This window comes from Pusillimonas sp. SM2304 (assembly GCF_031628915.1).
In the GTDB taxonomy this organism is placed as follows: Bacteria; Pseudomonadota; Gammaproteobacteria; order Burkholderiales; family Burkholderiaceae_B; genus Pusillimonas_C.
Genome location: NZ_JAVLUJ010000003.1, coordinates 638,145 through 662,934, shown reverse-complemented (window position 1 = coordinate 662,934; position 24,790 = coordinate 638,145). Strand labels below are relative to the sequence as shown.

General features: G+C 60.0%; 31 protein-coding genes and 1 pseudogene. 20 read left to right on the top strand and 12 right to left on the bottom strand.

Translation table 11 applies throughout. The annotated features are described in order from the left end of the window. Positions 1–8: 8 nt before the first annotated feature. The 4 genes from trbF to RE432_RS17950 are packed head-to-tail and all read left to right on the top strand — an operon-like array spanning position 9 to position 3,241. Positions 9–713, top strand: a complete 705-nt coding sequence (gene trbF / locus RE432_RS17965; RefSeq protein WP_118994243.1) for a conjugal transfer protein TrbF — start codon at positions 9–11, stop codon at positions 711–713. Further along, on the top strand, positions 710–1,702 hold the full coding sequence (trbG, locus tag RE432_RS17960; RefSeq protein ID WP_118994244.1) for a P-type conjugative transfer protein TrbG: 993 nt from the start codon (positions 710–712) through the stop codon (positions 1,700–1,702). The genes trbF and trbG overlap by 4 nt, the downstream gene beginning before the upstream one ends. Positions 1,703–1,704: 2 nt before the next feature. Continuing rightward, a complete protein-coding gene (locus RE432_RS17955) occupies positions 1,705–3,045 on the top strand; it encodes a TrbI/VirB10 family protein (RefSeq protein ID WP_254499622.1) in 1,341 nt (446 codons plus the stop codon). Next, positions 2,999–3,241 (top strand): DUF2274 domain-containing protein, encoded by a 243-nt coding sequence (locus RE432_RS17950; protein WP_118994246.1) that lies wholly within the window; start codon positions 2,999–3,001, stop codon positions 3,239–3,241. Before RE432_RS17955 ends, RE432_RS17950 begins: the two co-directional genes overlap by 47 nt. A gap of 96 nt (positions 3,242–3,337) precedes the next feature. On the opposite strand, the gene RE432_RS17945 is transcribed toward RE432_RS17950, so the two are convergent. After that, positions 3,338–3,862 (bottom strand): rhodanese family protein, encoded by a 525-nt coding sequence (locus RE432_RS17945; protein WP_118994247.1) that lies wholly within the window; start codon positions 3,860–3,862, stop codon positions 3,338–3,340. 25 nt (positions 3,863–3,887) lie between these two features. Beyond that, positions 3,888–4,187 (bottom strand): helix-turn-helix transcriptional regulator, encoded by a 300-nt coding sequence (locus RE432_RS17940; RefSeq protein ID WP_228255684.1) that lies wholly within the window; start codon positions 4,185–4,187, stop codon positions 3,888–3,890. Between the two features lie 87 nt (positions 4,188–4,274). Between RE432_RS17940 and RE432_RS17935 the strand changes: the two genes are divergently transcribed. The 5 genes and pseudogenes from RE432_RS17935 to RE432_RS17915 all read left to right on the top strand — a co-directional run bounded on the left by RE432_RS17935 (position 4,275) and on the right by RE432_RS17915 (position 8,080). Further along, positions 4,275–5,147 carry an MBL fold metallo-hydrolase gene (locus RE432_RS17935; protein WP_118994249.1) on the top strand — a complete coding sequence of 291 codons (873 nt, stop codon included), beginning with the start codon at positions 4,275–4,277 and terminating at the stop codon, positions 5,145–5,147. A gap of 281 nt (positions 5,148–5,428) precedes the next feature. After that, positions 5,429–5,608: pseudogene (locus RE432_RS17930) on the top strand (hypothetical protein); the annotation flags it as partial. Further along, on the top strand, positions 5,586–5,867 hold the full coding sequence (locus tag RE432_RS19640) for a DUF2274 domain-containing protein (protein ID WP_118994250.1): 282 nt from the start codon (positions 5,586–5,588) through the stop codon (positions 5,865–5,867). The pseudogene RE432_RS17930 and the gene RE432_RS19640, both read left to right, overlap by 23 nt. A 97-nt stretch (positions 5,868–5,964) precedes the next feature. Next, the gene (locus RE432_RS17920) at positions 5,965–6,870 is read left to right on the top strand and encodes an Abi family protein (protein ID WP_310934921.1); all 906 of its coding nucleotides are present in this window, start codon (positions 5,965–5,967) and stop codon (positions 6,868–6,870) included. Between the two features lie 583 nt (positions 6,871–7,453). After that, the gene (locus RE432_RS17915) at positions 7,454–8,080 is read left to right on the top strand and encodes a LysE family translocator (RefSeq protein WP_310934920.1); all 627 of its coding nucleotides are present in this window, start codon (positions 7,454–7,456) and stop codon (positions 8,078–8,080) included. Between the two features lie 81 nt (positions 8,081–8,161). Here RE432_RS17915 and RE432_RS17910 read toward each other — a convergent pair whose 3' ends face one another. Both RE432_RS17910 and RE432_RS17905 read right to left on the bottom strand, forming a co-directional pair. Next, positions 8,162–9,202, bottom strand: a complete 1,041-nt coding sequence (locus RE432_RS17910) for a metal ABC transporter solute-binding protein, Zn/Mn family (RefSeq protein ID WP_310934919.1) — start codon at positions 9,200–9,202, stop codon at positions 8,162–8,164. 149 nt (positions 9,203–9,351) lie between these two features. Beyond that, positions 9,352–10,044, bottom strand: a complete 693-nt coding sequence (locus RE432_RS17905) for a DUF421 domain-containing protein (RefSeq protein WP_310934918.1) — start codon at positions 10,042–10,044, stop codon at positions 9,352–9,354. A 156-nt stretch (positions 10,045–10,200) separates the two neighbouring features. Between RE432_RS17905 and RE432_RS17900 the strand changes: the two genes are divergently transcribed. The 5 genes from RE432_RS17900 to RE432_RS17880 all read left to right on the top strand — a co-directional run bounded on the left by RE432_RS17900 (position 10,201) and on the right by RE432_RS17880 (position 13,477). Further along, positions 10,201–10,629, top strand: coding sequence for a DUF2231 domain-containing protein (locus RE432_RS17900; protein WP_310934917.1), 429 nt, complete (start codon positions 10,201–10,203; stop codon positions 10,627–10,629). A gap of 11 nt (positions 10,630–10,640) precedes the next feature. Continuing rightward, positions 10,641–11,930, top strand: a complete 1,290-nt coding sequence (locus RE432_RS17895; protein WP_310934916.1) for a sorbosone dehydrogenase family protein — start codon at positions 10,641–10,643, stop codon at positions 11,928–11,930. Positions 11,931–12,064: 134 nt separating this feature from the next. After that, complete coding sequence (locus RE432_RS17890; protein ID WP_310934915.1) at positions 12,065–12,346, top strand: hypothetical protein; 282 nt, start codon at positions 12,065–12,067, stop codon at positions 12,344–12,346. Further along, entirely contained in the window at positions 12,346–12,582 is a 237-nt protein-coding gene (locus tag RE432_RS17885; protein WP_310934914.1) for a hypothetical protein, read from the top strand. Before RE432_RS17890 ends, RE432_RS17885 begins: the two co-directional genes overlap by 1 nt. Positions 12,583–12,739: 157 nt before the next feature. Continuing rightward, positions 12,740–13,477, top strand: a complete 738-nt coding sequence (locus RE432_RS17880) for an SAM-dependent methyltransferase (RefSeq protein ID WP_310934913.1) — start codon at positions 12,740–12,742, stop codon at positions 13,475–13,477. On the opposite strand, the gene RE432_RS17875 is transcribed toward RE432_RS17880, so the two are convergent. From RE432_RS17875 to RE432_RS17850, 6 genes are all read right to left on the bottom strand, one after another. Next, the gene (locus tag RE432_RS17875) at positions 13,441–14,193 is read right to left on the bottom strand and encodes a YggS family pyridoxal phosphate-dependent enzyme (protein WP_310934912.1); all 753 of its coding nucleotides are present in this window, start codon (positions 14,191–14,193) and stop codon (positions 13,441–13,443) included. The two genes, RE432_RS17880 and RE432_RS17875, sit on opposite strands and share 37 nt — an antisense overlap. 105 nt (positions 14,194–14,298) lie before the next feature. After that, on the bottom strand, positions 14,299–15,285 hold the full coding sequence (locus RE432_RS17870) for an LLM class flavin-dependent oxidoreductase (protein ID WP_310934911.1): 987 nt from the start codon (positions 15,283–15,285) through the stop codon (positions 14,299–14,301). Between the two features lie 30 nt (positions 15,286–15,315). Continuing rightward, positions 15,316–16,086 carry an alpha/beta fold hydrolase gene (locus RE432_RS17865; RefSeq protein ID WP_310934910.1) on the bottom strand — a complete coding sequence of 257 codons (771 nt, stop codon included), beginning with the start codon at positions 16,084–16,086 and terminating at the stop codon, positions 15,316–15,318. Beyond that, on the bottom strand, positions 16,076–17,206 hold the full coding sequence (locus RE432_RS17860) for a DUF3182 family protein (RefSeq protein ID WP_310935216.1): 1,131 nt from the start codon (positions 17,204–17,206) through the stop codon (positions 16,076–16,078). The genes RE432_RS17865 and RE432_RS17860 overlap by 11 nt, the downstream gene beginning before the upstream one ends. Then, positions 17,206–17,385: a hypothetical protein gene (locus RE432_RS17855; RefSeq protein WP_310934909.1), complete on the bottom strand. Its 180-nt coding sequence runs from the start codon at positions 17,383–17,385 to the stop codon at positions 17,206–17,208. Before RE432_RS17855 ends, RE432_RS17860 begins: the two co-directional genes overlap by 1 nt. A 78-nt stretch (positions 17,386–17,463) precedes the next feature. Further along, positions 17,464–17,949, bottom strand: a complete 486-nt coding sequence (locus RE432_RS17850; RefSeq protein ID WP_310934908.1) for a PRC-barrel domain-containing protein — start codon at positions 17,947–17,949, stop codon at positions 17,464–17,466. A 149-nt stretch (positions 17,950–18,098) separates the two neighbouring features. Here RE432_RS17850 and RE432_RS17845 point away from each other — a divergent pair, with 149 nt between their 5' ends. The 3 genes from RE432_RS17845 (at position 18,099) to RE432_RS17835 (ending at position 19,586) form a co-directional block, all read left to right on the top strand. Further along, positions 18,099–18,314 carry a glycine zipper 2TM domain-containing protein gene (locus RE432_RS17845; protein ID WP_409079887.1) on the top strand — a complete coding sequence of 72 codons (216 nt, stop codon included), beginning with the start codon at positions 18,099–18,101 and terminating at the stop codon, positions 18,312–18,314. 34 nt (positions 18,315–18,348) lie between these two features. Continuing rightward, positions 18,349–18,495 (top strand): lmo0937 family membrane protein, encoded by a 147-nt coding sequence (locus RE432_RS17840; protein WP_310934906.1) that lies wholly within the window; start codon positions 18,349–18,351, stop codon positions 18,493–18,495. A 233-nt stretch (positions 18,496–18,728) separates the two neighbouring features. Continuing rightward, complete coding sequence (locus RE432_RS17835; RefSeq protein ID WP_310934905.1) at positions 18,729–19,586, top strand: mechanosensitive ion channel domain-containing protein; 858 nt, start codon at positions 18,729–18,731, stop codon at positions 19,584–19,586. Between the two features lie 69 nt (positions 19,587–19,655). Here RE432_RS17835 and RE432_RS17830 read toward each other — a convergent pair whose 3' ends face one another. Then, the gene (locus tag RE432_RS17830) at positions 19,656–20,426 is read right to left on the bottom strand and encodes an IclR family transcriptional regulator (RefSeq protein WP_310934904.1); all 771 of its coding nucleotides are present in this window, start codon (positions 20,424–20,426) and stop codon (positions 19,656–19,658) included. A 137-nt stretch (positions 20,427–20,563) separates the two neighbouring features. Here RE432_RS17830 and RE432_RS17825 point away from each other — a divergent pair, with 137 nt between their 5' ends. The 3 genes from RE432_RS17825 (at position 20,564) to RE432_RS17815 (ending at position 22,910) form a co-directional block, all read left to right on the top strand. Beyond that, on the top strand, positions 20,564–21,517 hold the full coding sequence (locus RE432_RS17825) for a tripartite tricarboxylate transporter substrate binding protein (RefSeq protein WP_310934903.1): 954 nt from the start codon (positions 20,564–20,566) through the stop codon (positions 21,515–21,517). An 86-nt stretch (positions 21,518–21,603) separates the two neighbouring features. Further along, positions 21,604–22,275, top strand: a complete 672-nt coding sequence (locus tag RE432_RS17820) for a 3-oxoacid CoA-transferase subunit A (protein WP_310934902.1) — start codon at positions 21,604–21,606, stop codon at positions 22,273–22,275. Continuing rightward, on the top strand, positions 22,272–22,910 hold the full coding sequence (locus RE432_RS17815) for a 3-oxoacid CoA-transferase subunit B (RefSeq protein ID WP_310934901.1): 639 nt from the start codon (positions 22,272–22,274) through the stop codon (positions 22,908–22,910). Before RE432_RS17820 ends, RE432_RS17815 begins: the two co-directional genes overlap by 4 nt. Positions 22,911–23,906: 996 nt before the next feature. Here RE432_RS17815 and RE432_RS17810 read toward each other — a convergent pair. Further along, complete coding sequence (locus tag RE432_RS17810) at positions 23,907–24,749, bottom strand: RNA methyltransferase (RefSeq protein WP_310934900.1); 843 nt, start codon at positions 24,747–24,749, stop codon at positions 23,907–23,909. Between the last annotated feature and the right edge of the window lie 41 nt (positions 24,750–24,790).

Genomic DNA, 24,790 nt, shown 5'->3' with positions numbered 1-24,790 from the left:
GAACAACCATGCGTTTCAAACGACCGCAGGTGCGCTATGCCGAGACACCGCAACCTGCAACCCCATATCAATCCGCCGCCCAGGTCTGGGATGACCGGATCGGTTCGGCTCGCGTACAGGCCAAAAACTGGCGGCTTATGGCCTTCGGCTGCCTGCTGCTCGCGCTATTCATGGCCGGTGGCCTGGTGTGGCGCTCGATGCAGTCCACGATCGTTCCCTATGTAGTGGAGGTCGATAGCCTGGGGAATACGCGGGCGGTCGGCAAAGCTACAGAACCCTACAGCCCGAAGGAGGCTGAGATCGTTACGCATCTTGAACGCTTCATCAAGCTTGTTCGCTCGCTTTCTATTGACCCCGTGGTCGTGAGGGAAAGCTGGCTTGAGGCCTACCGCTACACGACGGATCGCGGTGCCGCCGTGCTGAACGAATATGCACGGCAGAACAGTCCTTTCGCAAAAGTGGGTAAGGAGTCCACAACTGTGGAGGTCTATAGCGTGGTTCGAGCCAGCGACATGACCTTCAACATTCGCTGGATTGAACGGCACTACGCCAACGGCGCTCTTGCGTCCACGCAGCGCTGGTCTGCCGTCATCACGCTTGTCCATAAGGCGCCGAAAACAGAGGACGAACTGAGAAAGAATTCCTTGGGCCTGTATGTCCATGGATTGTCCTGGAGTCGAGATTTGAACGTGTCGGAAGGAGCACAGCCATGATTAATGTTGTCCGCATGTGGGTTGCCCCCTTAACCCTGATCATCCTCGCTGGGTGCGCTACGCACGGCAAGCCACCACCAGCCATTTCGCTCGATGAGCCGGTAGCCGCCGAGCTGCTGCCCGAACCACCCAGCCCGGTCGAAGTGATTGCCGTGCCCGAACCGCTGGCGCTGCCGGCGCAACTGAAACCCTTGCCGGACACGGATGCGGGCAAGTCCACGCCCGAACCCACCGATGAAACCGTCCGGGTGTCCCGCGCCAATGCCGAAGCGCGGATTGCGCCCACACGCGAAGGTTATGTCAATGCCATTCAGGTCTGGCCCTATAGCGATGGGGCGCTTTATCAGGTCTATACCGGCGTGGGCCGCGTAACGGTGATTGCGCTGCAGCCCGGCGAGGAGCTGGTGACGGTGGCAGCCGGCGACACCGTGCGCTGGATCGTGGGCGACACGTCCAGCGGCAGCGGCGCGGACTTGCGCGTGAATGTGCTGGTCAAGCCTATCCGCTCAGGCCTGAAAACGAACCTCGTCATTACCACCAATCGCCGAACCTATCTGCTGGAACTGACGTCCACCGAAAAGACATGGATGGCGTCGGTGTCTTGGGAGTACCCGAAGGATCGGATGCTAGCCTTGCACCGCCAGAACCGGGCCGCGCAGGCTGGCGCGTCCGTCGATACCGGGCTGGCGCTGGAGAGCCTGCGCTTTCGGTATGCAGTCAGCGGCAGCAATCCGCCCTGGAAGCCGCTGCGCGCCTTTGATGACGGACAGAAGGTCTATATCCAGTTTCCTGCAGGGATTGCTCAAGGGGAGCTGCCACCGCTCTTTGTGATCGGTGCTGAGGGCGACGGTCAACTGGTCAACTATCGCTTCCGTTCGCCGTACTACATCGTGGATCGACTCTTTGGCGCAGCCGAACTGCGCCTGGGTGGTGATCGAGGCGACGTGGTGCGCATAGAGCGTACCGATGGCGTGGCGCGGAGGAACTGAGTATGAGCGAGGAACACAGATCCGAACAAGCCACGCCACAGGCGACGGATAAGGTGGCCCCCGAAACCGTGGCGCTGCGCGCACGGCCACGGCCCGTCACGCGACTAAACCGTCGCATGCTCGCCCTCCTGGTGGCAGGGCTGTCGGCGGCGGTCTTGGGTGCCACCATCTGGTCACTGCAACCGCAGCGGCGCGGCGCGGGCGAGCACACCGAGCTGTACAACGTCGACCGGGTGTCCAAGTCGGAAGGGTTGGACATCTTGCCCGCTGACTATTCCATGCTGTCGGCCCCGGACGTGCCGTCCGATGTGCCGGAGCTCGGGCCGCCCCTGCCGGGCGATCTGGGGCCGGCCATCGTGAATAGTCAGCAGCCGGCGGTTGCCACCTATGCGCCGCCGGGGGTTGACGCGCAAGCTGCCGAACGCGAAGCGCGGCGTAAGGAAGCAGAAGCAGCAGCCGCTTCACCTGTATTCTTCCGCACCGGCCAGCCCACGGTAACGGCTGCGCAGGCGATGCCTGTCGCGCCCGGAATGGATGATTCCTTAGCTGCGTTCGACCCGTTGGCCGCAGGGCCAGCCTCGACGGAGGCGCAACCTACCGATCCCACTGCGGCACAGAACCGGCAAGACCAGAAAGAAGCCTTCCTGCAATCCGGTTCTACGCAAACCCGTAATTCTGGGGATTTGCAAATGCCGGCCTCGCCGTATCAGGTTATGGCGGGGACTGTAATCGCCGCTGCGCTGGTTACGGGCATCAAGTCTGACCTTCCGGGGGATGTGATCGGCACCGTGACTGAACCCGTCTATGATTCCGCGACCGGCAAGCACCTGTTGATTCCCCAAGGTTCGCGCATCCTGGGGCGCTACAACAGCCAAGTCAGCTATGGGCAAAGTCGGGTGCAGGTCGTATGGCATCGGGTCATCCTGCCTGATACGGCCTCATTGACGCTGGATAACCTAGTTGGTGCCGACCCGACCGGGTTCGCCGGCCTGGAAGACGATGTGGACTGGCATTGGAATCGCATCATAGGCGGTGCCGTGCTGACGACGCTCTTGGGCGTCGGAGCCGAGTTGGCCGCGCCGGAAAACCGGCAGGACGGCAACCGCGTCATCATCGCCGGACGCGACAGCGCCCAGGACAACATCAATCAGGTCGGCCAAGAGATGACCCGGCGCAACATGAACATCCAGCCGACACTGACTATCCGTGCAGGAATGCCGGTGCGCATCATCGTCAACCGCGACCTGGTGCTGCGACCGTACCAGCCGCTTTTCTTCAACAAGGGAGCGTCACACAATGACCACCACCCGAAAACTGCGGCTGGGACCGCTTCCCAAGACTGAAACTGTCAAGGTAACCTTCGTATGTCCGGCCAGCCTGAAAGCCGATCTCGACCGCTATGCAGCGTTACACACGCAGACTTACGGGAAAACCGTGAGTACAGTGACGTTGATCCCGCACATGCTGGAGGCGTTCATAGCGGGAGATCGTGGGTTTAGAAGAGGTGGCGAATGGAGCAGCAGGGAGAAAAATGGCTGATTTGATGCCTTTTGCGAGTGCAGTGCGCCAGTCACATAGAAACGTCGGAAAGCCAGGAGCGTGGTGATAAGATGCCTGGAGGCAGACGTATCTAGCCTAGCCGGCCACAGCCTTACGATTCCATGGCATACGCATCAACAGGCGGGCCATCCCGCAGAATCCAGATACACCAGCAAACACCAGGCCAGCGCCGATGGTTGCCGACAGCGCATGAAACCAGGGCGAGACTGTGGCGCCCAGCACAGCGCCCAACAGGACCAGCGAGCCTGCCGTAATCTGCACCTGGCGCTGCAACTCCATCGGCTGGGAAGTATCTGTCACCACGGGCAGCCCGGCCTTCTTCCAGGCATCGAGTCCCCCGTCCAGTACATAAGCCTCGCAGGCCGCACATGCGCTGAGTGTCTGAGCATTGATACGTGTGCGATTGCCGGAACGGCAGTGAAAGATGAGGCCCGCCGTGGCGTCGAGCGGTGCTGAGCTTTTCAGATCTTCCATGGGGACGTGGCGTGCGGCGGCGATGTGCTCGCGAGCATATTCGTTCGCTGCACGGATGTCGATCAGGATTGCGCCGTGATTCATAAGGTCTCGGGCTGCTTGGGGGGAAATAGGCTTTAAAGACATGAAAATTGACTCCGGACAGTCGGGTTCAGGGGCAGAAAATAGCCTTGAGTGTGGCAATGAGGGTGGCCACGTTTGGGTTGTCGATCCGATAATGCAGCGTTTGTGCCTCTCGGCGGAACGTCACTAGGCCCTCTTCGCGCATCTTGGCCAGATGCTGGGACAGCGCGGATTGGCTCAAGGGTACGTATTCATGCAGCGCACCTACCGTCATTTCCCCATGCTCGATCAGTAAACAGAGGGTCAACAGGCGGTGCTCATTGCCGACGGTTCGTAACATGGCAGCCGCCTGCTTCGCTCCGTCTTGTAGGAACTGCTTGTCTTTCATAGTCACAATCACAATTTATTTCGTATTTTTCTAATTTAGCATAAACTAATATATATTCAAGACTCCGTACCCCTGGATGGACAAGTTATGTTTCCTGCCGCTGACATTCAGTCCTTCTTCGATGAAGCCACCAATACGGTGAGCTATCTAGTTTCTGACCCATCCACCCGCCAAGCCGCCATCATTGATCCGGTGCTGGATTACGACCACCGCAGCGGCAAGGCTTCCACCACCTCTGCTGATCGCATGCTGGCCGCCGTCCATGCGCGTGAACTGCAGATTGCATGGATTCTTGAAACCCATGCGCATGCGGATCACCTGAGCGCAGCGCCTTACCTCAAAACTCGTACAGGTGCGCCTGTCGCTATCGGTGAGCATATTCGCGACGTACAGCGGATTTTCCGTCCAGTGTTTAACCTGGACGATGTTTTCTGCGACGGCAGCGAGTTCGACCGGCTGTTTCGCGATGGCGAAACCTTCCACATCGGTGCGCTGACCGTAGAGGTTATGCATACGCCAGGCCATACGCCCGCCTGCGTGTCGTACCGTATCGGTGACGCTGTGTTCGTGGGGGACACCTTGTTCATGCCTGATTACGGCACGGCTCGCGCTGACTTTCCAGGCGGTAGCGCATATATGCTGTACCTGTCGATTCGTCGGCTTCTGGCGTTGCCGCCAAAAACGCGTCTGTTCATGTGCCACGACTACAAGGCTCCGGGGCGCACCGAGTATGCGTGGGAATCGACCGTTGCCGAGCAGTGCCAGAGCAATGTGCATGTGCGCGATGGCGTGGGTGCCGAGGCATTCACCGAGATGCGCCAGTCTCGCGATGCCACACTTCCGGCTCCCACGCTGCTGCTGCCTTCCATTCAGGTCAACATCCGTGCGGGCCGCTTGCCGGAGTCTGAATCCAACGGCGTGCGCTACCTCAAGATCCCCGTCAGTTTGGCCGAGGCATAGGCCGGTTTGCTGCATCGGATGTGATCGAGTGAGGTAGAAAAGTGACGAGCGTGCGCGGGCACATGTAGCATAAGTCAGCGGCACTGCTATTGCAGACCTGACTTCGCCAACGGAGCAAGCTCGACCTTGACGTTAAGCTCCAATGCGTGGAGGTGCCAGTGATGTAGTCCTTCGCAACTGCTTGGGTGACCGTTTTAAGTCCAAATGCGGTCAGCCCGTCCATGACTGAGCTCGCTGCAAGGCAGACATCGCCCACAGAAACTAGAGCGATAGCAGCGGCTCGCAACATGAACATCCAACCTACGTTGACCACCCGCTCAGGGTTGCCAGTGCACATCATCGTCAACCGTGATCTGGTGCTGAGGCCTTACCAACCGCTTTTCTTCAACAAGGGGGTGTTCACAATGAGCGCGACTAAAAAAACAGCGGCTTGGGCCGCTGCCGAAGACCGAAACTGTTAAGTTAACCTTCCCGTGTCTGACTGGCCTGAAGGCCGATCTAGACCGCTACGCAGAGCTGCACGCACAAACCTATGGGGAATCGGTCGATGCCGTGACACTGATTCCACACATGCTGGAAGCGTTCATGGCGGGGACCGGGGGTTCACGAAGGGCGGAGGACGTCGTGTTGTGTTTGCATCAGAGGCATTGCCGCGAACGGCTTGGCCCCAGTTTCTGTCGGCCTTTCCGGCGTTTGCGTGAGGAGGGCTGGTTGGGTTAGAATAGTCTCAACACACCCGCCACACGTCCTATCTTCGGGTAGGGTTCTGCTAACGCAGACGTGCAAAAGGCGGGTTTTTTGCGCCCATATTACGCCCATGGCAATAAATCGCATTCCATTTAGCAAACCAGCGTCCTCGCCGGAGCAGCTTCTCCAGAAGCTGGAGCGGCAGGGGTTGGTCGTGGATGATTTTAAGCGTGGGCAAGCGCGTAATTACATGCGTTTCGTGGGCGGATATCGTCTCAAAGGGTACTGGCATCATCTGGTCGATCCAGTCACGAAAAACTTTCCCGCTGGATATCGGTTCGAACAGATTGTCAGCCGCTGCGAGTTTGATAGAGAGCTGCGAGCCCTGACCATGGCTGCCGTCGAGCGCCTGGAAATTGCGGTGCGGGTCGTGATGGCAAACCATCTGAGTCTGAAGCATTCTCCGCATTGGTTCCTGGATGGTGACTTGTTCAGGCAAGGGCGGCGGCAGGGCGCAGCTGAGCTTGTGGCGAAGATCGAGGCCGAGGTAGATCGAGCCCGCGACAAGACATTTGTGAAGCATTATTTCTCGCGGTACAGCGAACCGCATCTTCCGCCCAGTTGGTCAGTATGCGAGTGCGTAACCTTTGGGCTTTGGTCCAGAACCTATCAGTTGCTGAAGAATCCCGATGATCGCAAAGCAATCAGTCGGCGCTTCAATGTGGATGCGACTGAAGTATTTGAATCGTGGATTCATACTCTGACAGTTGTACGGAACATGGTGGCTCATAGCGGGCAACTGCTTCGCGTGACGCTTGGCGTTGCTCCCAGAGATTATCGTAAGGCAGACATTCGGTTTTCCGATTCAAAATCGTTCTATGCCGTGGCAACGGTTATCAATTACCTATTGCGACAAATAGGCCTACCGCTGGAATGGTCAGAACAGTTGAAAGCCCTGTTTGCCAAATACCCAGAGGTGCATTTGGCAGAAATAGGCTTCCCGATAGATTGGGGAAATCGACCAGGCTGGCTGTAATTAGCATCGGATTTTTCCGTTCAATAATTCTCCACTATGCGACGGATATGAGAAGCAGGCATTCCATACGGCAGGGCAATACAGCGTACCTCAGCGAAGCGCTGCAAAGTATGCCTGCATACCCTTGAATATGCTCCACGTTGATGACCAAATTCTTGGGACAAATTTGGGACAATTCAGTCGCTAAATCATGCCAATCGATGCCCATATCAAGCCAGAGACAAGTAAGGCGTAGTTTTATTAACTAATTGATTATAAAAGATAATTTCGCCTTTCTGTCCCCGACAGCAACTGCTCCTCCTCCACCATCGGGGTGTGCGTGGATAAATCAGTTTTGCTCATTAAAATCAGCGGGTTGTTTTCTTTTCTGCAATGGTTTGGGGCAAATCCCGCCTTATGCGGCTGGATTCAGGATAGGCAAAAGATTTGCGCGGGCACGAAGTGCCATTGTAGTAAGAGATGGCCGGGAGTCCAGTGGCATATATTTGTTTCGAACAGCTTCCTTCCCGCTGGCTTGATTATCGCTACTATAGGGCCTTCCAAGTTCGCTTTTTGGCGTAAACCGTTTTGTGGGAGCAAGTGAATGATCGATCCGGCCACGTTGATCACCTTTACCGGGGTTGCAGTTGGTTTTGTCTTGCTGCCAGGCCCGGCCATGCTGCTGACGATCACCAGGGCGACGAGCTCGGGCACGCGGGTAGGCATCGCCACCGGTGCGGGCATCGCAGCCGGCGATATGATCCACACCTTGATGGCGGTCGTTGGAATCTCCGCGATTATCGCCGCTTCCGCCATGCTGTTCAGCATCATCAAATACATCGGCGCGGCGTATCTTGTTTACCTTGGGATCGGTGTGATCCTGAAGAAAAGCCTGATCGATCTGGCCCCGCAGACAAGGCCGATATCGACGGGAACGGCTTTTCGGCAAGCCATCCTGGCCGAGGTCCTGAATCCAAAAACCGCGCTCTTTTTCCTGGCGCTGCTGCCGCAGTTCGTACGGCCTGAAAATGGATCGGTCATGGTTCAGTTGGCGGTTCTGGGCATTCTGTATGTATTGCTGGGTTTTGCCGGAACGGTTGCTTTTGCACTGAGTGCGGGAACCTTGGGCAACTTCCTGCGCCGAAGCCCGAAAGTGCTGAAATGGCAGAATAAGGTGGTGGGAGGCATTTACTGCTTGCTGGGCGTGCGCCTGGCGCTGCAGGACCGCTGAATCGTTCTTGCTGCTTGGCGAGCGGGGGTGATGGCGGCCGATAACCCGGGCAAGGCGCAAAGGGGCATCGGCCGTCTTTTGTCATTCGCGGCCAAGAATGGCTTGCTGAATGGTCATGGCATTGTGGCGCATCATGTCGATATAGCTTGCCGCGGGGCCGTTTTCCGCCGACAGTGCATCTGAATACAGCGAGCCGCTCAGCTTCAGGCCGGTTTCCTGGGCAATTTGTCCGGTCAGGCGGGCGTTGCTGATGTTTTCCACGAAGATCGCCGACACGTGCTGTTCCTGGATTTGGCGTATCAGCGCGGCGATGGCCGCCGCCGATGGTTCGGCGCCTGTGGTCATGCTTTGCGGCGCAAGGAATCGAAGTCCGTACTCGCGAGCGAAATAGCCGAAGGCATCGTGCGATGTCATGATCGTGCGCCTGTCGGCGGGAATGGCGGCCATTGCCGTTCTGATCTGCGTGTCCAGGGCTTGCAACTGCTTGTCGTAGGCGGCGGCATTGGATTGGTAGGCGGCGCAGCCCTTGGTGTCGGCGGCGCAGAAGGCCTTGGCAATGTTGGCGACGTAAACCCGGGCATTGTTGACCGACTGCCAGGCGTGGGGGTCATACTCGCCATGGTGGTGTCCATGTTCATGGTCATGCTTATGGTCGTGTTCATGATCGTGCTTATGATCGTCGTCATGATCGTGCTTATGGTCGTCCTCATGGCCGTGGCTGTGGCCATGATCCTCTTTGCGCCCATGTGCGTGCTCTTCTTGCGTGTTGCGCAGCAAGTCGCCGCCCTGGGCAAGCTCGGCGACGGTTGCCTTGGTCCCGCTTGCTTTCAGCAGGCGATCAAGAAACCCTTCCAGATGCAGGCCGTTGGACAGGACTACGTCGGCCGCGCCGACGGCGGCGACATCGGCGGGTCTGGGTTCGTATACATGGGTGTCGCCATCCGGCCCCACCAGCGTAGTCAGCGCAATGCGCTCGCCGCCCACATTCCTGGCCAGATCGCCAATGATCGAAAAGGTGGCGACCACGTTGAGATCTTTGGCGGCGGCCACAGGGGCGGTCAAGCACAAGAGGATGGCGGCGCTGGCTGCGGCTGCAGCGGCGGATACCGTTGGCTTAGGCATGGGATTCCTTCCTGAAAAAATAGATATTGTTATGTTATAACATATCTTAAATCAGGCATTGAACCGGCCTTGTTGCCAGACCCGCTCTGTTTGGCAGGCAAGCAAGGCGCTACTTGCCCAGGCGGCCTCAGAGGTTCACGCCGAAGGGATCAGTGATTGCGCCGTGTGTTCAGGGCTGCGGACCACCGGGTATTCCGGCAGCGTTGGCATGTGGCTTGATCGCCCGCTGAAAGCGCTTGCACCCAACCGCAACGGCTGCAGGCATACAGATGATCGAACGGCGCGCATTCATGGGTCTTGCGATATTCCGGGGGCAGCACCGAGAGCCCGGGCCTTGTCGCTTCGGGCTCATAAAAGAACAGGCTGATGTTGCCGTCGACTTCGAGTATGGCAAGCCGGACTTGGCCCAGGTGTTCCACGCCTTGTTGGCGCAGCTCCATGAAAAACTCGTCATCGGTGATGTTCAGCTTATCCAGACTGGCCAACTCGTACAGCCCATCCCGGATCAGGGTGACAGGGTGGCCCTCCACCCAATCGTTGAAGCGGCGCGACCGCTGCATGGCGTAGGTGGTGGCGCGATACAGCAACAGAATAGTGGCAACCCCCATCACGACATGTACGATCGGCGTATCTTCGTACAGGACGACGTCACCCGCTGCGGAACCCAAGGTCAGGATCACCACTAGTTCAAATACAGATAACTGGCGGATGCCGCGACGCCCTGATGCCTTCAGGAACAGAAACACGATGGCATAGCCGGCGGCCGCGCGCACGGCCACTTCGCCCAGAAAAAGCAGCGGCATGTCGTTGAGTAAAACCCGTGACCAGTCGAAAGGAGTCATGTTGTACCTTTGGCGATTGCCTGTTGCCGGCTTCGGCAAACTATAACGCCATAACGGGCGCGGCACGACGCTTGCTGCCCATTTCCCCTAGATCGGACCCGCCGGTGTTGCTGATGCGCCGAGTCCCCGGTCTTGCCCATCGAGGAGGAAGTCGTTATGGCTGTGATGATTGAACGCAGATATTCTGAAGTGATCCATCCGCTGCATGCACTGTTGCTGGCGGGAACCATTCCCTTGTTTCTGGGCGCGGCGCTCAGTGATGCAGCCTACGCCGCGACTTACGAGATCCAGTGGAACAATTTTGCGTCCTGGCTGACCGCCGGCGGCCTGGTTTTTGGCGCTGCGGCCCTGGTCTTCGCGATCATCGACCTGTGCCGCGCCCATCGCCGTGCGCGAGGCGCCGCTATTTACGCGGGGCTGTTGCTGCTGATGTGGGTGCTTGGCTTTTTCAATGCGCTGATACACGCCCGGGACGCATGGGCCGGCATGCCCGCTGGCTTGAACTTGTCCGTCATCGTTACGGTACTGGCCTGCGCAGTCGCATGGTTCGGCTTTTGCACCCCGCACATGGGAGGAAGGAAATGAAACGCTTTGGCATGCTTACCGTTGTCACGTTTTCGGGAATGCTGGCTGCTTGCGGCGGCGAGACGCAACCCCTGCAATACGGCGCCGCGCCCGAACTCCCCCCACCTGAACGCGGCTTCTTGCCGGACATGGTGATTGCAAAACCTGCCGAATGGGGCGAGCAATTGCCGACGGTCCCGGATGGCTATACGATCAGCGCCATTGCCACCGGCCTGAAAATTCCGCGGCAAACCCTGGTGCTGCCCAACGGCGACATTCTGGTGGCCGAAGGCAAGGGCGGCAGTGCGCCCAGCCTCAAGCCCAAGGATGTGATCGCCGGCTATATCAAGGCCCAGGGCAACAGTCCGGTCCAGGGCGGCGACCGCCTGACTTTGCTGCGCGATGCGCAAGGCGATGGCGTTTATGAGTCGACGGTCTTTGCCGATAATTTGAATGCGCCTTACGGGCTGGCGCTGGTCGATGGAAACCTTTATGTGGCCAATCAGGATGCGCTGGTGCGATTCGACTACCAGCCCGGCCAGACCAAGGCAAGCGGTCCTCCGGAGACCGTCACGGCGCTGCCGTCGGAGATCAATCACCATTGGACCAAGGCGCTGGCCGCCAGTGCCGACGGGGAGTATCTGTATGTCGGCATCGGTTCCAACAGCAATATCACCGAACGCGGCATGACGGCGGAGGCGGATCGAGCCATGGTATGGCGGGTAAACGCGCGCAGCGGCGAGCACAAGCCCTATGCCACCGGCTTGCGCAATCCCACCGCATTGACCATTCAGCCCGACACCGGCCAACTGTGGTCGGTCGTGAATGAACGCGACGAAATCGGTCCAAATCTGGTTCCGGATTATCTGACCGCTGTCCAGGAAGGCGGCTTCTATGGCTGGCCGTACAGCTATTGGGGGCAGAACGTGGACGAGCGGGTCCGTCCGCAGGATCCGGATAAGGTGGCGTCGGCCATCAAGCCCGATTACAGCCTGGGGGCGCACGTGGCGGCGCTGGGCGTCGACTTTTCCAACGAGGCAATGGGTGCGCAGTTTGCCGATGGTGTCTTCGTGGGCGAGCACGGCAGCTGGAACCGGCCTGAACCCTCCGGCTATAAGGTCGTCTTCGTGCCGTTCAGCGACGGCCGTCCCGCTGGCCCGCCGGTTGATTTCGTGTCCGGCTTCCGCGATAGCGATGGCACGACGCGCGGCCGGCCGGTGGGGGTGACGGTGGACCCGGCTGGCGCCCTGATTGTGGCTGACGACTTGTCGAACACCATTTGGCGGATAACGCCATTAACAGCGGGCCAGCCCCCCGCATAAGCAGGCGGTGGCGGCGGGCAGCGCTTTCGCGGCACGAGTCCATACAGACGGGGCACGCCGCTTGCTGCCTGAATGGTTCAGGCGCTGTGCCGCACGCGCACAGTGTTTCACAACGGCCAGCAGAGGAGCAAACCATGCATAAAGATGAAGAATCGCGCAAACCCGAACGTGCCGACCGTGGTCCGTCTCACGCCGGAACGCATGCCGCGCGGCGCAATGAACCGGTGCAAAGCCGCAGCGCCGATCCGGGACAAAGCAGCTACGGCGGGTTTGCAAACCAGGATCCGCGTTTTCAGCGGCAGCAGCTCGGCGACTATTCGCGCGGCCAAAAGGCCGATGCCGACGCTCGGGGGCGTGCACAGAAAAAGGCGGTCCCCGCCCAGGACGCTTCGGATGACGATCAAGGAGAACCGTAATGGCAAAATGCGACCGCTGCGGCAACGACTACGACAAATCTTTTCAGGTCTCCGCGCATGACGGAAAGACATACACTTTCGACAGCTTTGAATGCGCCATTCATGTGATGGCCCCACTGTGCGTCCACTGCGGCGTAAAAATCATCGGTCATGGGCTGGAACAGGATGGGCGCATGTTCTGCTGCAATCATTGCGCGCAAGGTGAAGGGGTGACTCAGTTGCAGGACAGGACATAGTCCGGGCATAGACGCGCGAAAAGCTTCAAACACGCCGAGGTCGCAGCGGTCTGCTTGGCCTGATGGATGGCGCTTTTGAGCGCGATTGGTCAGAAGCGTTTATTTTGGGCATACTGAAGCATCAGCATTTCATGAGATTTTTCAGTATGTTGCGCTTATGACACCCGGCTATAGCACCAAGACCGAACGTATCGCCATTGCAGATACCGATGACCTGTTCATCCGCTCTTTGCTTGACCGCCAGCAGTATCATGATCCGGCGGGGATTGCACAGAGCCTGGGCATTTGCTCTGCCTCCTGGTCTTTGTTCGGCCTGTTGTGGCCGTCGAGCATGCAGTTGGCGGCATACATCGCCCGGCGCCCCGTCTGCCCCGACGAACGCATATTGGAGATCGGCTGCGGCCTTGCCTTGGCCAGCCTGGTGGGTCACCGGCGCGGAGCGCGCGTGACGGCCAGTGATTGCCATCCCCTGGCGTCAAGTTTCCTGGATCACAATCTGCAACTGAACCGTCTTCCCGACTTGAAGTACCGGCATGGGCAATGGGGGGCGGCGGACGTCCCCGCCGGGGTGCTGGACCTGGGCATCAAGGTACTGTCGGCGCGTTACGATCTGATCATCGGCAGCGATCTGCTGTACGAGCGCGATATGCCTGAAATGCTGGCCGACTTTATCGACGATCATGCCCGGCCCAACGCGGAAGTGTGGATTGTCGACCCCAATCGGGGCCATCGGCCTGCGTTCAATCGCCACATGGAGACGTTCGGATTCGAGCTCGAGCGCGACAGGCGCCTGCACGACAAGGCGGAAACCGATGCCGCCGGTGTGCGCTCCGAAGAATACCGGGGCCGTTTGCTGGTTTATCGGCGCGTGGCGGAAGCCTGCTCGGGCCAGTAGTAATCGTCGCCGTAGATGCGTCCGCCGAAGATGGCGGTGCCAATGCGTACTTCCGTCGAGCCTTCTTCGATGGCGATCTCGAAATCGCCGCTCATGCCCATCGACAGGCGGTCCATGTCGATGCCGTCTATGGCTTCCTGGCGCATCTGGTCGCGCAGTTCGCGCAGCTTGCGGAAGCAGGCCCGCACGGCGGCCTGGTCCGGCGCATTGATGGCAAGCGTCATCAGCCCGCGTATCTTCAGGGTGGGTATGTCGCGCGCCACCTGGCGCAGGAAGCCAGGCAGTTCTTCAGGCGGCAGCCCATACTTGCTGGGCTCGGATGAGGTCTTGATCTGCACCAGCGCATCGATGGCGCGGCCTTCTTGCTGAAGCCGGCGATCCAGTGCGATGGCAAGCTCCAGGCGGTCGAGCGACTGGATTTCCGATGCCATGCGGGCCACGTCCTTGGCCTTGTTGGTCTGCAGGTGCCCAATCATGACCCAGTCGATACCGCAGTCGGCCAGCGGGTCGTATTTGCTGCGGATTTCCTGGGCCTTGTTTTCGCCGAAGCGGCGGACGCCGGCTTTGACGGCCTCGCGTATGGCGTCTTCGCCAAAGGTTTTGCTGACGGGAAGCAAGGTGACGGCGTCGGGCGCGCGCCCGGCCTTCAGGGCGGCGCCGCGGATCCGGTCGTGGACGAGGGCGAGGCGCGATGCGATGGAACTGTCTTGATTCATGAGGCGTACTCGAAATGGCGGCGCCCTGGCCCGCAGGGCGCCTGAACACGGCAATGCCTTATTGTACGGCTCCTTGCCGGGCTGGATCGAAACGCCGCTGTTCCGCTATAGCGTGCCGCGCACCTGCGCAGTGATTTCGTACGAACGCAGCCGCGCTGCGTGGTCGAACATATTGGATGTGATCATCAGCTCGTCCGCACCGGTTTTGTCTATAAACGCCTTGAGCTGGCCCGCGACGGTATCGGGCGCGCCAATGGCCGAGCACGACAGCACGTGCTGCAGCAGGTCTTGGGCCGATGGGCCCAATTGTTCAAGATAGTGCCGCAGGGGCGGCGGCAGGCGCGAAGGACGGCCGCTGCGCAGATTGACGAAAGACTGCTGCCACGACGTCGCCAGGAACTGGGCCTCGTCGTCGGTATCGGCGGCAAAAACATTGAAACCCAGCATCACATAGGGTTTGTCCAACTGTGCCGAGGGCTTGAACGTGTCGCGGTAGAGCTGGATGGCGTGCATCATTTGCTGGGGCGCGAAATGAGAGGCAAAGGCGTAGGGCAGGCCCAGCGCGGCGGCCAGTTGGGCGCCGAACAGGCTGGACCCCAGGATCCAGATGGGAATGTCCACCCCTTTGCCGGGGACAGCCTGTACCGGCTGGCGCGGTTCGGCTGAAAAATAATCCATCAGTTCCAGGACATCGCGAGGAAACTCGTTGGCATCCGAAGACAGGTTGCGGCGCAGGGCGCGGGCGGTGGTCTGGTCGGAGCCCGGGGCGCGGCCCAGGCCCAGGTCGATGCGGCCGGGATAAAGCGATTCCAGCGTTCCGAACTGTTCTGCGATGACCAGGGGCGAATGGTTGGGCAGCATGATGCCGCCCGCGCCGACCCGTATGGTCGTGGTGCCGGCGGCAACATGGGCGATCAGAATCGAGGTGGCGGCGCTGGCAATGCCCGGCATGCCATGATGTTCGGCCATCCAATAGCGCTGATAGCCCCATCGCTCACCGTGCTGGGCAATATCCAGCGTGTTGCGGAACGACTCGGCGGCGGAGCTGCCTTCGATAATCGGGGAAAGGTCGAGTATGGAAAATGGAATCATTTGCCGTACATGGGGCCGGCCTGGCATAAATCAAGTGCGCTCGATGGGGATGCCGGGATGGGCGCCCACGCGGGCGCCGACGACCATTTCGGTAATCCAGCTCACCAGGATGGCGGTGTACGCCTGCTGGCTCGCTTTGTCGCTCAAGGCATGGTCGGCGCCGTCAACGACCCGGTGCGTCAACGAGTGGGAATTACGAAAGGCAGCCCGATAGCTCATGATGGTGGCATGGGGCACCAGGTGATCGTGTTCGGACTCGACGATCAATACGTCGCCGGTAAAACTGGCGCAGGCCGCCAGGGCGCGGTTCTCTTCGGGGGTGACGGGGGCGCCCCGGTAGACGGCCAGGTCCTCACGGTTCAACTGGCGCTTGGGCACGGCCCATTCCCCGTCCCGATATAAAGAGGGCACGCGCAAAGAGAGCCATTTGACCGGACGCATTGTGCTCAGTATGGTCGACAGATACGCGCCGTAACTGGTGCCCACCACGGCGATGGCGTTGGTGTCGATGGCGGGATGCTGGGCCAACAGGTCGTAGGCCGAGATGATATCGCGCAGGTTTTCTTCGCGTGTGACGGTTTTCTGGCGGTCGGAGCCTCTTTCGTGTCCGCGCAGGTCGAACGTCAGGCAGACGCAGCCCAGGCCGGCAATACCGCGGGCGCGATCCAGGTCGCGTTCCTGGCTGCCGCCCCAGCCGTGCACGAACAGGATGCCCGGCACTTTGGCGTGCGGCGTCAGGAAAGTGCCATCGACGTGTTCGTTATCGATGACGATCTGCACTTTGCTGCTGCTAGTTGCCATAGGGCTGCACCTTCACGTATTTATTCAACGGGCCGAGCTCGGGGTCTATGCCGCTGAACAGCGCCTCGGCGCCGGCCGGCGGCTCGGCGCGAGATCCGAAAAGCTCGACGGTCATGGCCCGTACCGACTGCAACTGCTCGTCCTCATGGAAGGCCTGTATGGCCGCGATTTCAGCCGCGCTGGCGCCGCCTATGCGCCAGCTTTGCTCCAGGACGCCGCAGCGCGGCTCACCGCGGCTGCTGGTGCCGCTGGCGATGTCGTAATTGCGACGGGAGGCAATCAGCCCGGTAAAGCAGCGCAGCGCGGCCTGGTCATACACCTGAGCCTTCGAAATGGCGGTTTGAAAGTCGGTGCTCAGGCTTAGATCCAGCAAGCGGTCGAAATCGCCCCGCACGATAATCAAGTCGGAGCCGCCATAAACCATCTCGCCGTTGTTGTCCTGGGTCAGGCACTGTGTTCCGACATAGCTTGCGACGATCCCGCCAATGCGTGCCTGTCCGACACTGAAGGTACTGACGTCGTTCAGGTTTTCTTCCAGGACCAGGCCGTAGCAGGCAAGCTCGTCCTGGTCTTGCGCGTCGAGCGCATGGTTCAGCTCGGCCTGGCTGGATACCACTTGCTGTCCCCGTCCCCCCGTTGCCAGGACCGGCTTGATGCGCACCGGGCCATCCCGCAGCAGTTGCCCTCCGGCTTCGCGCGCATCGTCCAGGGTGAAACTGGTGATGCCGGCCAGCACGCTGTCCTGTATGTCGCGTCCGAAAGCATGCGACCACCCCGCGGGTGCGCAGGCGTCGGCATGGAGCAGTGCGTGCGTAATGGCTTTTGTCGGCACGAAGGCGGCGGGGGCCACGCCGCCATACAGATCGCCGGTACTTCGTATGCCCAACTGGCGCGCAATGTCCGTGCCGATCAGCGTACAGGTGGGAATGGTATACAGCGGGCCGTCGTAGCGGCAGGCCGCATCGTACAGGCCGCCGAAATGCATTCCCAATACATCCGCGATGCGGGCGCCGAGCTTGAGATGAACCGTTCTTTCATGCTCGGGCTCATGTTTGCGCGCTGGATAGACGATGACAGTGCCCGGACTATGCCGCCCCGGCGAATCAGGCTTTGTCCCCATCAAGATGCTTTGTCGTCCGGTTTCGGGGTGGCAATGGACACAGGGTCGCTGGCCGGAAAGGAATCCTCGATGGCCTCGTCCAGTGCTTTATCCGTGGCTTCGTCGTTTTTCTTGGGGTTGTCCTGTTTGGTGGGAAAAGGCGTTTTCCCGCTTTCGGGTTTTTTGTCGGATGTAGACATGGTCAACTCCTGATAAGACGAAAAGAGACAATAAGGGCGGCGCCAGGAAGTGGCGCCGCCCATCGTATTTTCGCTGCGTTACTGGGTCACTTCGACCTTGGGCAGCGCTTTCAACTGGTCCTTGGTATAGCCGGCCAGAACCAGCTTGTCGCCATTCTGGGTGATTTCTTCAAAAGGAATGGCTACATTACGCTCGCCAAGACCAAGGAAGCCGCCGGCGCCCACAATGAAATAGGCCGCCTTCCCGTCCGAAGCCAGTACGACATCGCTGATGCTGCCGATTTTCTCGTCTCCCTCGTTATAGACAGTATTTCCGATGATCTTGTCCTTGACGCTCCAGCCCGAGATGGCTTCGACCACTTCCTCTTCCTTGGGAGGCGCGTCAGCGCCGGGCATGGCGCCGCCGCCTGCGCCTGCACCCGGTGCGGGAGCGGGCGCAGGGGCGGGTGCCGGTGCCGGGGCCTCCTGTGTGGCGCCGCCTTCAGGTGCGGTGGACTGCGCATAGACGACGGGCGCAATGGATAGCGGGAGCGAGCAAAGGGCAATGGCAAGAATTTTCTTCATACGGTTCTCCTGGTTATTGACCAAAAGGTCATTTACCCTGCAGCAAGCGCTGTGCCCAAGGGGTATTGGCCGTGGCGGGCACGGTGCTTGCTGAGCTGTAAAAGGCAAGTTGGCAGTCTGCTGCCCAAACCATTGAAAGGGGTATTGGAATGAAGAAGACGAAAAGAATTGCAAGCGCTACAGTTGTGTTGACGGTGTTATTGAGCCTGGGCGCATGTAGCGGCATGTCGAAGCAAGGAAAGAATACGGCCATAGGCGCAGGGGTAGGCGCGGTGGGCGGTGCGGTTCTGACCGGAGGCAGCGCGCTGGGCACCGTGGGCGGTGCTGCCGTGGGCGGTGTTGTAGGGCATGAAGCCAGTAAATAATACAAACGCAGCACATTTATAAAGGAAGATGCATATGCTTTACACCATTGCCGTTATTCTTGTTGTCCTGTGGCTTTTGGGGCTGGTTACCTCGTATACCGTAGGCGGCTTCATCCATATTCTTATTGTCGTGGCCATTATCATGGTGCTGGTGCGCCTGATCAGCGGCAGGTCGCTTTGACCACGGGAGCCTGAACAGCCCCACCCATCGCCGTGATGGCAGTGGGTGGGCAGTTTTCAACCGGGGGCGCTAAGCCTTTGTTATTGATTGCCTATTCCTGGTAGTCAAAAGCTTGTCCCCGCGCTTATCCACAATTTGCGTGGATAAGTTTTTGTGCGCCTGCGATAGGCGCAGCGGCCCGGGCCGGGTATCATGCGATCTGCTTCCCTACACAACTGCTCTGCGAACAAAAGATGCTGGAAAAAATGAATGAACTGGCGGCCCTGATGCCTGCCGTGGAATACCTTGCCTTCAATCTGGCCGTCACGCTGGTCATACTGGTGCTGGGCTGGGCTCTATCGTCATTTGCGGGGCGTAGCGTTCAAAAGCTGGCCAGCAGGTCGCCCAAGGTAGATCCCACCATTGTTCCAATGGTCTACACCGTCACGGTCTGGTCGATCAGGATTTTCGTCATCATTGCCGTGCTGGCGCGCTTCGGCGTACAAACCGCCAGCATCATCGCCGTACTGGGCGCGGCGGGCCTGGCGGTCGGCCTGGCGCTGCAGGGCACGCTGCAAAATATCGCGGCAGGCATCATGCTGCTGGCGCTACGTCCATTGCGGGCCGGCGAGTATGTCTCGGTCGTGGGCAAGGGCGATGGCACGGTGGCGGAAGTCGGCCTGTTCCTGACGCGCCTGATTCAGTTCGATGGCATTCACCTGACCCTGCCCAATAGCCTGGTATGGGGCAACCCCATCATCAATTACAGCAGGAACGCCACGCGCCGCCTGGATGTCGAAGTGGCTGTCCGTTATGGCGATGACCTCGAGCTGGCCATGCGCGAGCTTGGGGCCCTGATTCAAACGCATCAGTACGTATTAGCCGAACCCAAACCCCAGGTGATGGTGACGGGATACAGCGAAAGCACGACGACCGTGAACATGCGGGTATGGGTTGCCTCGGACAACTATTGGGATTTGCGCTTCGATCTGTACCGCAACGCCTTGCAGGTGCTGGGGCGCGCCGGTCTTAAAATGCCCATACCCCTGCGCGAGGTCCAGGCCAAGACGGTTGCCGAAGCGCTGGAGCAGGCCGACTCGTCCGCATCCTGACGCCGGGGCGTCAAGCCCGTGGCGTGTCGCCGCAGCCAGCATGCGAAGCGATGCGCTTGCCCCGGATGGTCAAAGTTTATCGGCCAGCGTTTTCAGCCCATCCTGTATCAGGCCCGCGATTTCGCGCTGGCGCAGGGCGGGCATGCGTTCGGTGATCGCGGTGACGCTGATGGCCAGATAGGGCTTTTTCCGGGCATCGCACAAAGCGCAGCCTACGCCCAGCGCGCCGCGCACTGCGTAATTGCCTACGACGGAATAGCCGCGCGTGCGCGTGTTCTGCACCAGTTGCCGCATCTCGCGCAGGGTCATGCCCCCATACTGCTCTATCTGCCTGCTGTTGTGCAAAATGATGTCCTCGACCAAGGCGTCGTCAAGCTTGGCCAGCAGGGCCATCCCGCCTGAACCGACGCCCAGCGGCTGTCGCTTGCCGGCGAACGTCGCAAGAATCTGCACAGGGTAGGGGCCGATTTCCCGCCAGAGGCTGACCGACTCATATTCGTCGCGTACCACCAGAAACACGGCGTCGCCCGTTTGCGCGGCAAGCTTTTGCATGACGGGCAAGGCCAGTTCGATGCGGGGGTCCTGATGAGGCGACGATACGGCAACGGTTGAGTGATTGGCCGAAAAACGCTTGGTGCCGTCGATGCTTTTGACAAAGCCTTCTTCCATCAGCGCGGCCAGCAATCGATAGATGGTGGGCCGCTGCAGGCCGGTCAGGCGCGCCAGATCGGTCACGCTCAGGCCGTTACCCGGGTTATCACGGAGCGTTCTGAGCAGATGCAGGCCGCGCCTGAGTGTGCGGGGGCCGGACGTCGCCGGTTCAGTCGGTAAAGTGTCCACGGGGCGTACGGGTAGATTGGAAGAAATGAAAACATGCTGGAAAATTCAGGTTCTATTATATAACTGTCCATACAGTGGACACCAAACAGGAGGATACTGTGTCAATTCATAGCAAATTCAAATCAGGCGTAAAGGTTTTGGGAAGCAGCTTGCTGCTTGCCGGCGCGCTTGGTTTCTCAAGCAGTGCCTCGGCGGCCTACCCTGACCATGCCATCCGCCTGGTTGTCGGTTTTTCGGCCGGCGGCACCACCGACGTGGTGGCGCGTATCGTGGGCAAGGAAATTGGCGATGCCCTGGGCCAACCCGTTGTCGTTGAAAACCGTCCGGGCGCAGGCAGCAATATTGCAACCGAAATGGTGGCGCGCGCCGATCCTGACGGCTATACCTTGTACATGGTGGCCGTAACCAGCGCGATCAACCAGACGCTGTACAAGAACCTGCGCTTCAATCTGGTCGAGGATTTCTCCCCGGTGGCCCTGGCCGTGCGCGTGCCCAATGTGTTGGTGGTGAACCCTAAAGTACCGGTCAACAGCGTGAAGGAACTGGTCGATTACGCCAAGGCCAATCCGGGCAAGCTGAATTTTGCCTCGTCGGGCAGCGGCACCTCCATACACATGGCGGGCGAGCTGTTCAAGCAACTGGCCGATATTGATGTTACCCATATCCCTTACAAGGGCAGCTCCCCGGCCACCACCGATCTGATCGGTGGCCAGGTCGACTACATGTTCGACAACATGCCCTCGGCATGGCCCCATGTCGAGGCCGACAAGCTGCGTGCGCTGGCAGTGACGACCGCCGATCGTTCCAAGACGGCTCCCAACCTGCCTACCATGCAGGAATCCGGTTTCCCGTCGTTCGACGTGTCGTCCTGGTTCGGCGTGATTGCGCCCAAGGGTACGCCTGACGATATCGTGACCAAGCTCAATGAGGCCATTCTGGCTGCACTGGCCAAACCCGAAGTTCAACAGCGTCTGGAAGACTTGGGCGCGGTGCCGGCGAAAACAACGCCCGCCGAGTTCGGTGATTTCATCAAGTCGGAAGTCGAAAGCTGGGCCAAAGTGGTCACCGCTTCGGGCGCGACGGTTGATTGATGCGCTAAGTGGTGTTTCCGATGGCCGGTCTTTTGGCTGGCCATCGGGCTGTTTGATCCTGCCTTGCGGCAGGAAATGGACGAGGCATGATTTCGAAGATTTTTGACAGTATGCGCGCCTGCCTGGAGGACGTTCCCGATGGGGCGGCCATCATGGTGGGGGGCTTTGGGCTGGCGGGCCAGCCCAAAGCGCTGATTGACGCTTTGCTGGACCAGGGCGCCAAGGACCTGGTCATCATCAACAACAACGCGGGCAATGGCGACACCGGTCTGGCTGCCTTGCTGGCGGCGGGGCGGGTACGCAAGATCGTCTGCTCTTTTCCGCGCCAGTCCGATTCCCATGTGTTCGATGCCCTGTATCGCGCGGGCAAGATCGAGTTGGAACTGGTGCCGCAGGGCAACCTGGCCGAAAGAATCCGGGCGGCCGGCGCGGGCATTGGCGGGTTCTATACCCCGACGGGCGCGGGAACGCCTCTGGCCGAGGGCAAAGAGCAGCGCCGTATCAATGGGCGCGACTATCTGCTGGAGTACCCCTTGCATGCCGACTACGCCCTGATCAAGGCTTTGCATGCCGATCGCTGGGGCAATCTGGTGTATCGCAAGACCGCCCGCAATTTCGGCCCCATCATGGCGACGGCGGCGCGTGTGGCCATTGCCCAGGTCGACAGCGTCGTCGAGCTGGGCGCGCTGGACCCCGAGGCCATTGTCACGCCGGGCCTTTTCGTTCAACGCGTCATTGCGACAGGAGCCTCTTCATGAACCGATTGACCCGAGACCGGATGGCAGCCCGTGTGGCGCAAGACATCCCCGAAGGCAGCGTCGTGAACCTGGGTATCGGTTTGCCCACCAAGGTGGCCAACTACCTGCCGGCGGACCGTGAAATCATGCTCCATAGCGAGAACGGTGTCGTGGGCATGGGGCCGGCGCCCGAGCCGGGCGCCGAAGATCCCGACCTGATCAACGCCGGCAAGCAGCCGGTTACGCTGTTGCCCGGCGGCGCTTTTTTTCATCATGCCGATTCTTTCGGCATGATGCGCGGCGGTCACCTGGACATCTGCGTGCTGGGGGCTTTCCAGGTGTCGCGGGGCGGCGATCTGGCCAACTGGCATACGGGCGAGGCCGACGCCATTCCGGCCGTGGGCGGGGCCATGGACCTGGCGATTGGCGCCAAGTCGGTCTATGTGCTGATGGATCTGCTGACCCGGGACGGTCAAAGCAAGCTGGTGGAGCAATGCACGTATCCCCTGACGGGGGTGGCCTGCGTGACGCGCGTCTATACCGATCTGGCGGTGTTCGATCTGAAGGACGGGCGGATTGTGCTGGTGGACGATGTGTCGGGCGCGGGTATCGATGCGCTTTCCCGCTTGGTGGGGATGGAAATCGTGGCCGGGTAATTTGTTTCTAGCTCGGGCTGTTTATTGTGTTCCAAACGGTTCGGTGCTTGATAAGCGACAGAACATGGTTCAGTGTCCCAAGCAGTAGAACGTTGTTCAGAGGTTCAAGTAGTACAACGTTGTTCAGCGTTTCAAGTAGTACAACGTTGTCTGGCGTGGGTGGGGGCACTCCGGCTACGGCGTGCTTGTTTCCGCATCTTCCTCGTCCGGCCGGGCGTCGGGCGAACTCACTCGCTACGCTCGTTCAGACAGCGCCCGACGAAAGCCCCCGGCCCTCCTTCGGAAGCCTGCGGCGCACGCCTAACCGCCGGACCGCCCCCACCCACGCCAGACAACTGCGGCATACGTTAGAAGTCGGCTGGACCGCTTCATCGGATTGTTCATATAAAGGCTCATGTGGGGGTGGGTTCATCATGGGGTGGTGCATATAGAAGCCTACACAAGAACTCCTATAAGAAACTTAGATGACGGCCCGCTTAGATAACGGCCCACTTAAAAAAAACGGCTTAACGGCTCACTTAGATCACGGTTCGCTTAAAAGTCCAGATAGGCATCCACATGGCCCCCTACATAAAAGGTGAGGGGCCCCCAACTTTCGCTCCTGCAAAAAGCCGGGTGTGGCAAAGGGCTGTGCAGGCGCCTCGCGCACGCCGGTTCAGGCGCGTAAATCGTGGATTCAAGAGTGCGGCCTGTTTGAGGCCGGCGCATGTCGGGCCACTGGCCCGACCGGCCGAGTTCCGCACTCGCCACGATTTGCGTGCCTGGACCGGGCAGCCCTGGCGCAGCCAGGGCCGTAGCGCGCGAAGCCGGAACAGCCCTTTGCCACACCCGGCTTTCTCAAGAACGAATCCACCTTACACAACCTACGCAGGCGATCAAGAACGAATCCACCTCACACAACCTATGCAGGCGATCAAGAACGAATCCGCCCCATAGAACAACCTACGCAGGCAATCAAGAACGAATCCCCAAGGCTACACACACGAAGACAGCCTTCTAGCCCCTTCGAGCCGCCTTGATCATCGCCGTGCACAAGCCGCGCAGCATATCGACCTCGTCGTGACTCAAGCCATTCCGGCCAAACATATGCCGCATGCGCGGCATCAGCTTCTTCGGATGCTGCGGGTCCAGGAAACCAACCTCCGTAATGGCCTGTTCCCAATGAACCATCAGCGCCTGAAGCTTCTCGTTGGGCGCCGGCTCGTCGCCGGCTTCGGCCTGGCCCTCGGTGCTGGGCAACAAAGGAAGCGAAGCCGCGCTGGCCAAGGCATAGCGCAGCTCCCACGCCGCCAGTTGAAGCGCCTGGGCCACATTCAGCGAACTGTACTCGGGATTGGCCGGAATATGGCAAACCCGCTGGCACAGGGCGATGTCCTCATTGGTCAGGCCCGACCGCTCCGTGCCCAGCACGATGGCGACCCGGCCCTGCGCAGGGCGCTGCAAATGCGCACAGCTGAGTTGCGCCGCTTCGCGGATATCGCAAGGCGGCGGGCCCAGCACGCGCGCCCGGGCGGTCAGGGCAAATGCCAGGGTCGTGAGGGCCAGCGCCTGCTCCAGCGTGGGCACGATGGTGACCGCCGCCAGCACATCGGTGGCGCCGCTGGCCAGCGACTGCGCCTCGGGCAGGTCAAGCACATCGGGAAAACGCGGCGCCACCAAGCATAGATCGTGAAAGCCCATGGTTTTGATGGCGCGCGCCGCCGCGCCCACATTGCCGGGGTGGCTGGGATGCACCATGACGAAACGAACATGCGCAAAAGCGGCCGCCGCATCGGCGGCGCCGCGTGCCGGCGTTTCAGGGTGAAACGGTTGCGATTCGGGAGAAAACGGCTGAGTCATTTAAAATAGATGCTTTCTTGCGTTGATCGCCAGGTCTTTTG

Coding starts and splice junctions, on each gene's coding strand:
- RE432_RS17955 (WP_254499622.1), top strand. CDS start 1,705: ATGAGCGAGGAACACAGATCCGAACAAGCCACGCCACAGGCGACGGAT.
- RE432_RS17890 (WP_310934915.1), top strand. CDS start 12,065: ATGCATAAAGATGAAGAATCGCGCAAACCCGAACGTGCCGACCGTGGT.
- RE432_RS17850 (WP_310934908.1), bottom strand. CDS start 17,949: ATGAAGAAAATTCTTGCCATTGCCCTTTGCTCGCTCCCGCTATCCATT.
- RE432_RS17875 (WP_310934912.1), bottom strand. CDS start 14,193: ATGAATCAAGACAGTTCCATCGCATCGCGCCTCGCCCTCGTCCACGAC.
- RE432_RS17885 (WP_310934914.1), top strand. CDS start 12,346: ATGGCAAAATGCGACCGCTGCGGCAACGACTACGACAAATCTTTTCAG.
- RE432_RS17810 (WP_310934900.1), bottom strand. CDS start 24,749: ATGACTCAGCCGTTTTCTCCCGAATCGCAACCGTTTCACCCTGAAACG.
- RE432_RS17915 (WP_310934920.1), top strand. CDS start 7,454: ATGATCGATCCGGCCACGTTGATCACCTTTACCGGGGTTGCAGTTGGT.
- RE432_RS17950 (WP_118994246.1), top strand. CDS start 2,999: ATGACCACCACCCGAAAACTGCGGCTGGGACCGCTTCCCAAGACTGAA.
- trbF (WP_118994243.1), top strand. CDS start 9: ATGCGTTTCAAACGACCGCAGGTGCGCTATGCCGAGACACCGCAACCT.
- RE432_RS17945 (WP_118994247.1), bottom strand. CDS start 3,862: ATGTCTTTAAAGCCTATTTCCCCCCAAGCAGCCCGAGACCTTATGAAT.
- RE432_RS17860 (WP_310935216.1), bottom strand. CDS start 17,206: ATGGGGACAAAGCCTGATTCGCCGGGGCGGCATAGTCCGGGCACTGTC.
- RE432_RS17900 (WP_310934917.1), top strand. CDS start 10,201: ATGGCTGTGATGATTGAACGCAGATATTCTGAAGTGATCCATCCGCTG.
- RE432_RS17870 (WP_310934911.1), bottom strand. CDS start 15,285: ATGATTCCATTTTCCATACTCGACCTTTCCCCGATTATCGAAGGCAGC.
- RE432_RS17905 (WP_310934918.1), bottom strand. CDS start 10,044: ATGACTCCTTTCGACTGGTCACGGGTTTTACTCAACGACATGCCGCTG.
- RE432_RS17815 (WP_310934901.1), top strand. CDS start 22,272: ATGAACCGATTGACCCGAGACCGGATGGCAGCCCGTGTGGCGCAAGAC.
- RE432_RS17910 (WP_310934919.1), bottom strand. CDS start 9,202: ATGCCTAAGCCAACGGTATCCGCCGCTGCAGCCGCAGCCAGCGCCGCC.
- RE432_RS17845 (WP_409079887.1), top strand. CDS start 18,099: ATGAAGAAGACGAAAAGAATTGCAAGCGCTACAGTTGTGTTGACGGTG.
- RE432_RS17820 (WP_310934902.1), top strand. CDS start 21,604: ATGATTTCGAAGATTTTTGACAGTATGCGCGCCTGCCTGGAGGACGTT.
- RE432_RS17840 (WP_310934906.1), top strand. CDS start 18,349: ATGCTTTACACCATTGCCGTTATTCTTGTTGTCCTGTGGCTTTTGGGG.
- RE432_RS17880 (WP_310934913.1), top strand. CDS start 12,740: ATGACACCCGGCTATAGCACCAAGACCGAACGTATCGCCATTGCAGAT.
- RE432_RS17940 (WP_228255684.1), bottom strand. CDS start 4,187: ATGAAAGACAAGCAGTTCCTACAAGACGGAGCGAAGCAGGCGGCTGCC.
- RE432_RS17935 (WP_118994249.1), top strand. CDS start 4,275: ATGTTTCCTGCCGCTGACATTCAGTCCTTCTTCGATGAAGCCACCAAT.
- RE432_RS17855 (WP_310934909.1), bottom strand. CDS start 17,385: ATGTCTACATCCGACAAAAAACCCGAAAGCGGGAAAACGCCTTTTCCC.
- RE432_RS17835 (WP_310934905.1), top strand. CDS start 18,729: ATGCTGGAAAAAATGAATGAACTGGCGGCCCTGATGCCTGCCGTGGAA.
- RE432_RS17865 (WP_310934910.1), bottom strand. CDS start 16,086: ATGGCAACTAGCAGCAGCAAAGTGCAGATCGTCATCGATAACGAACAC.
- RE432_RS17920 (WP_310934921.1), top strand. CDS start 5,965: ATGGCAATAAATCGCATTCCATTTAGCAAACCAGCGTCCTCGCCGGAG.
- trbG (WP_118994244.1), top strand. CDS start 710: ATGATTAATGTTGTCCGCATGTGGGTTGCCCCCTTAACCCTGATCATC.
- RE432_RS17895 (WP_310934916.1), top strand. CDS start 10,641: ATGCTTACCGTTGTCACGTTTTCGGGAATGCTGGCTGCTTGCGGCGGC.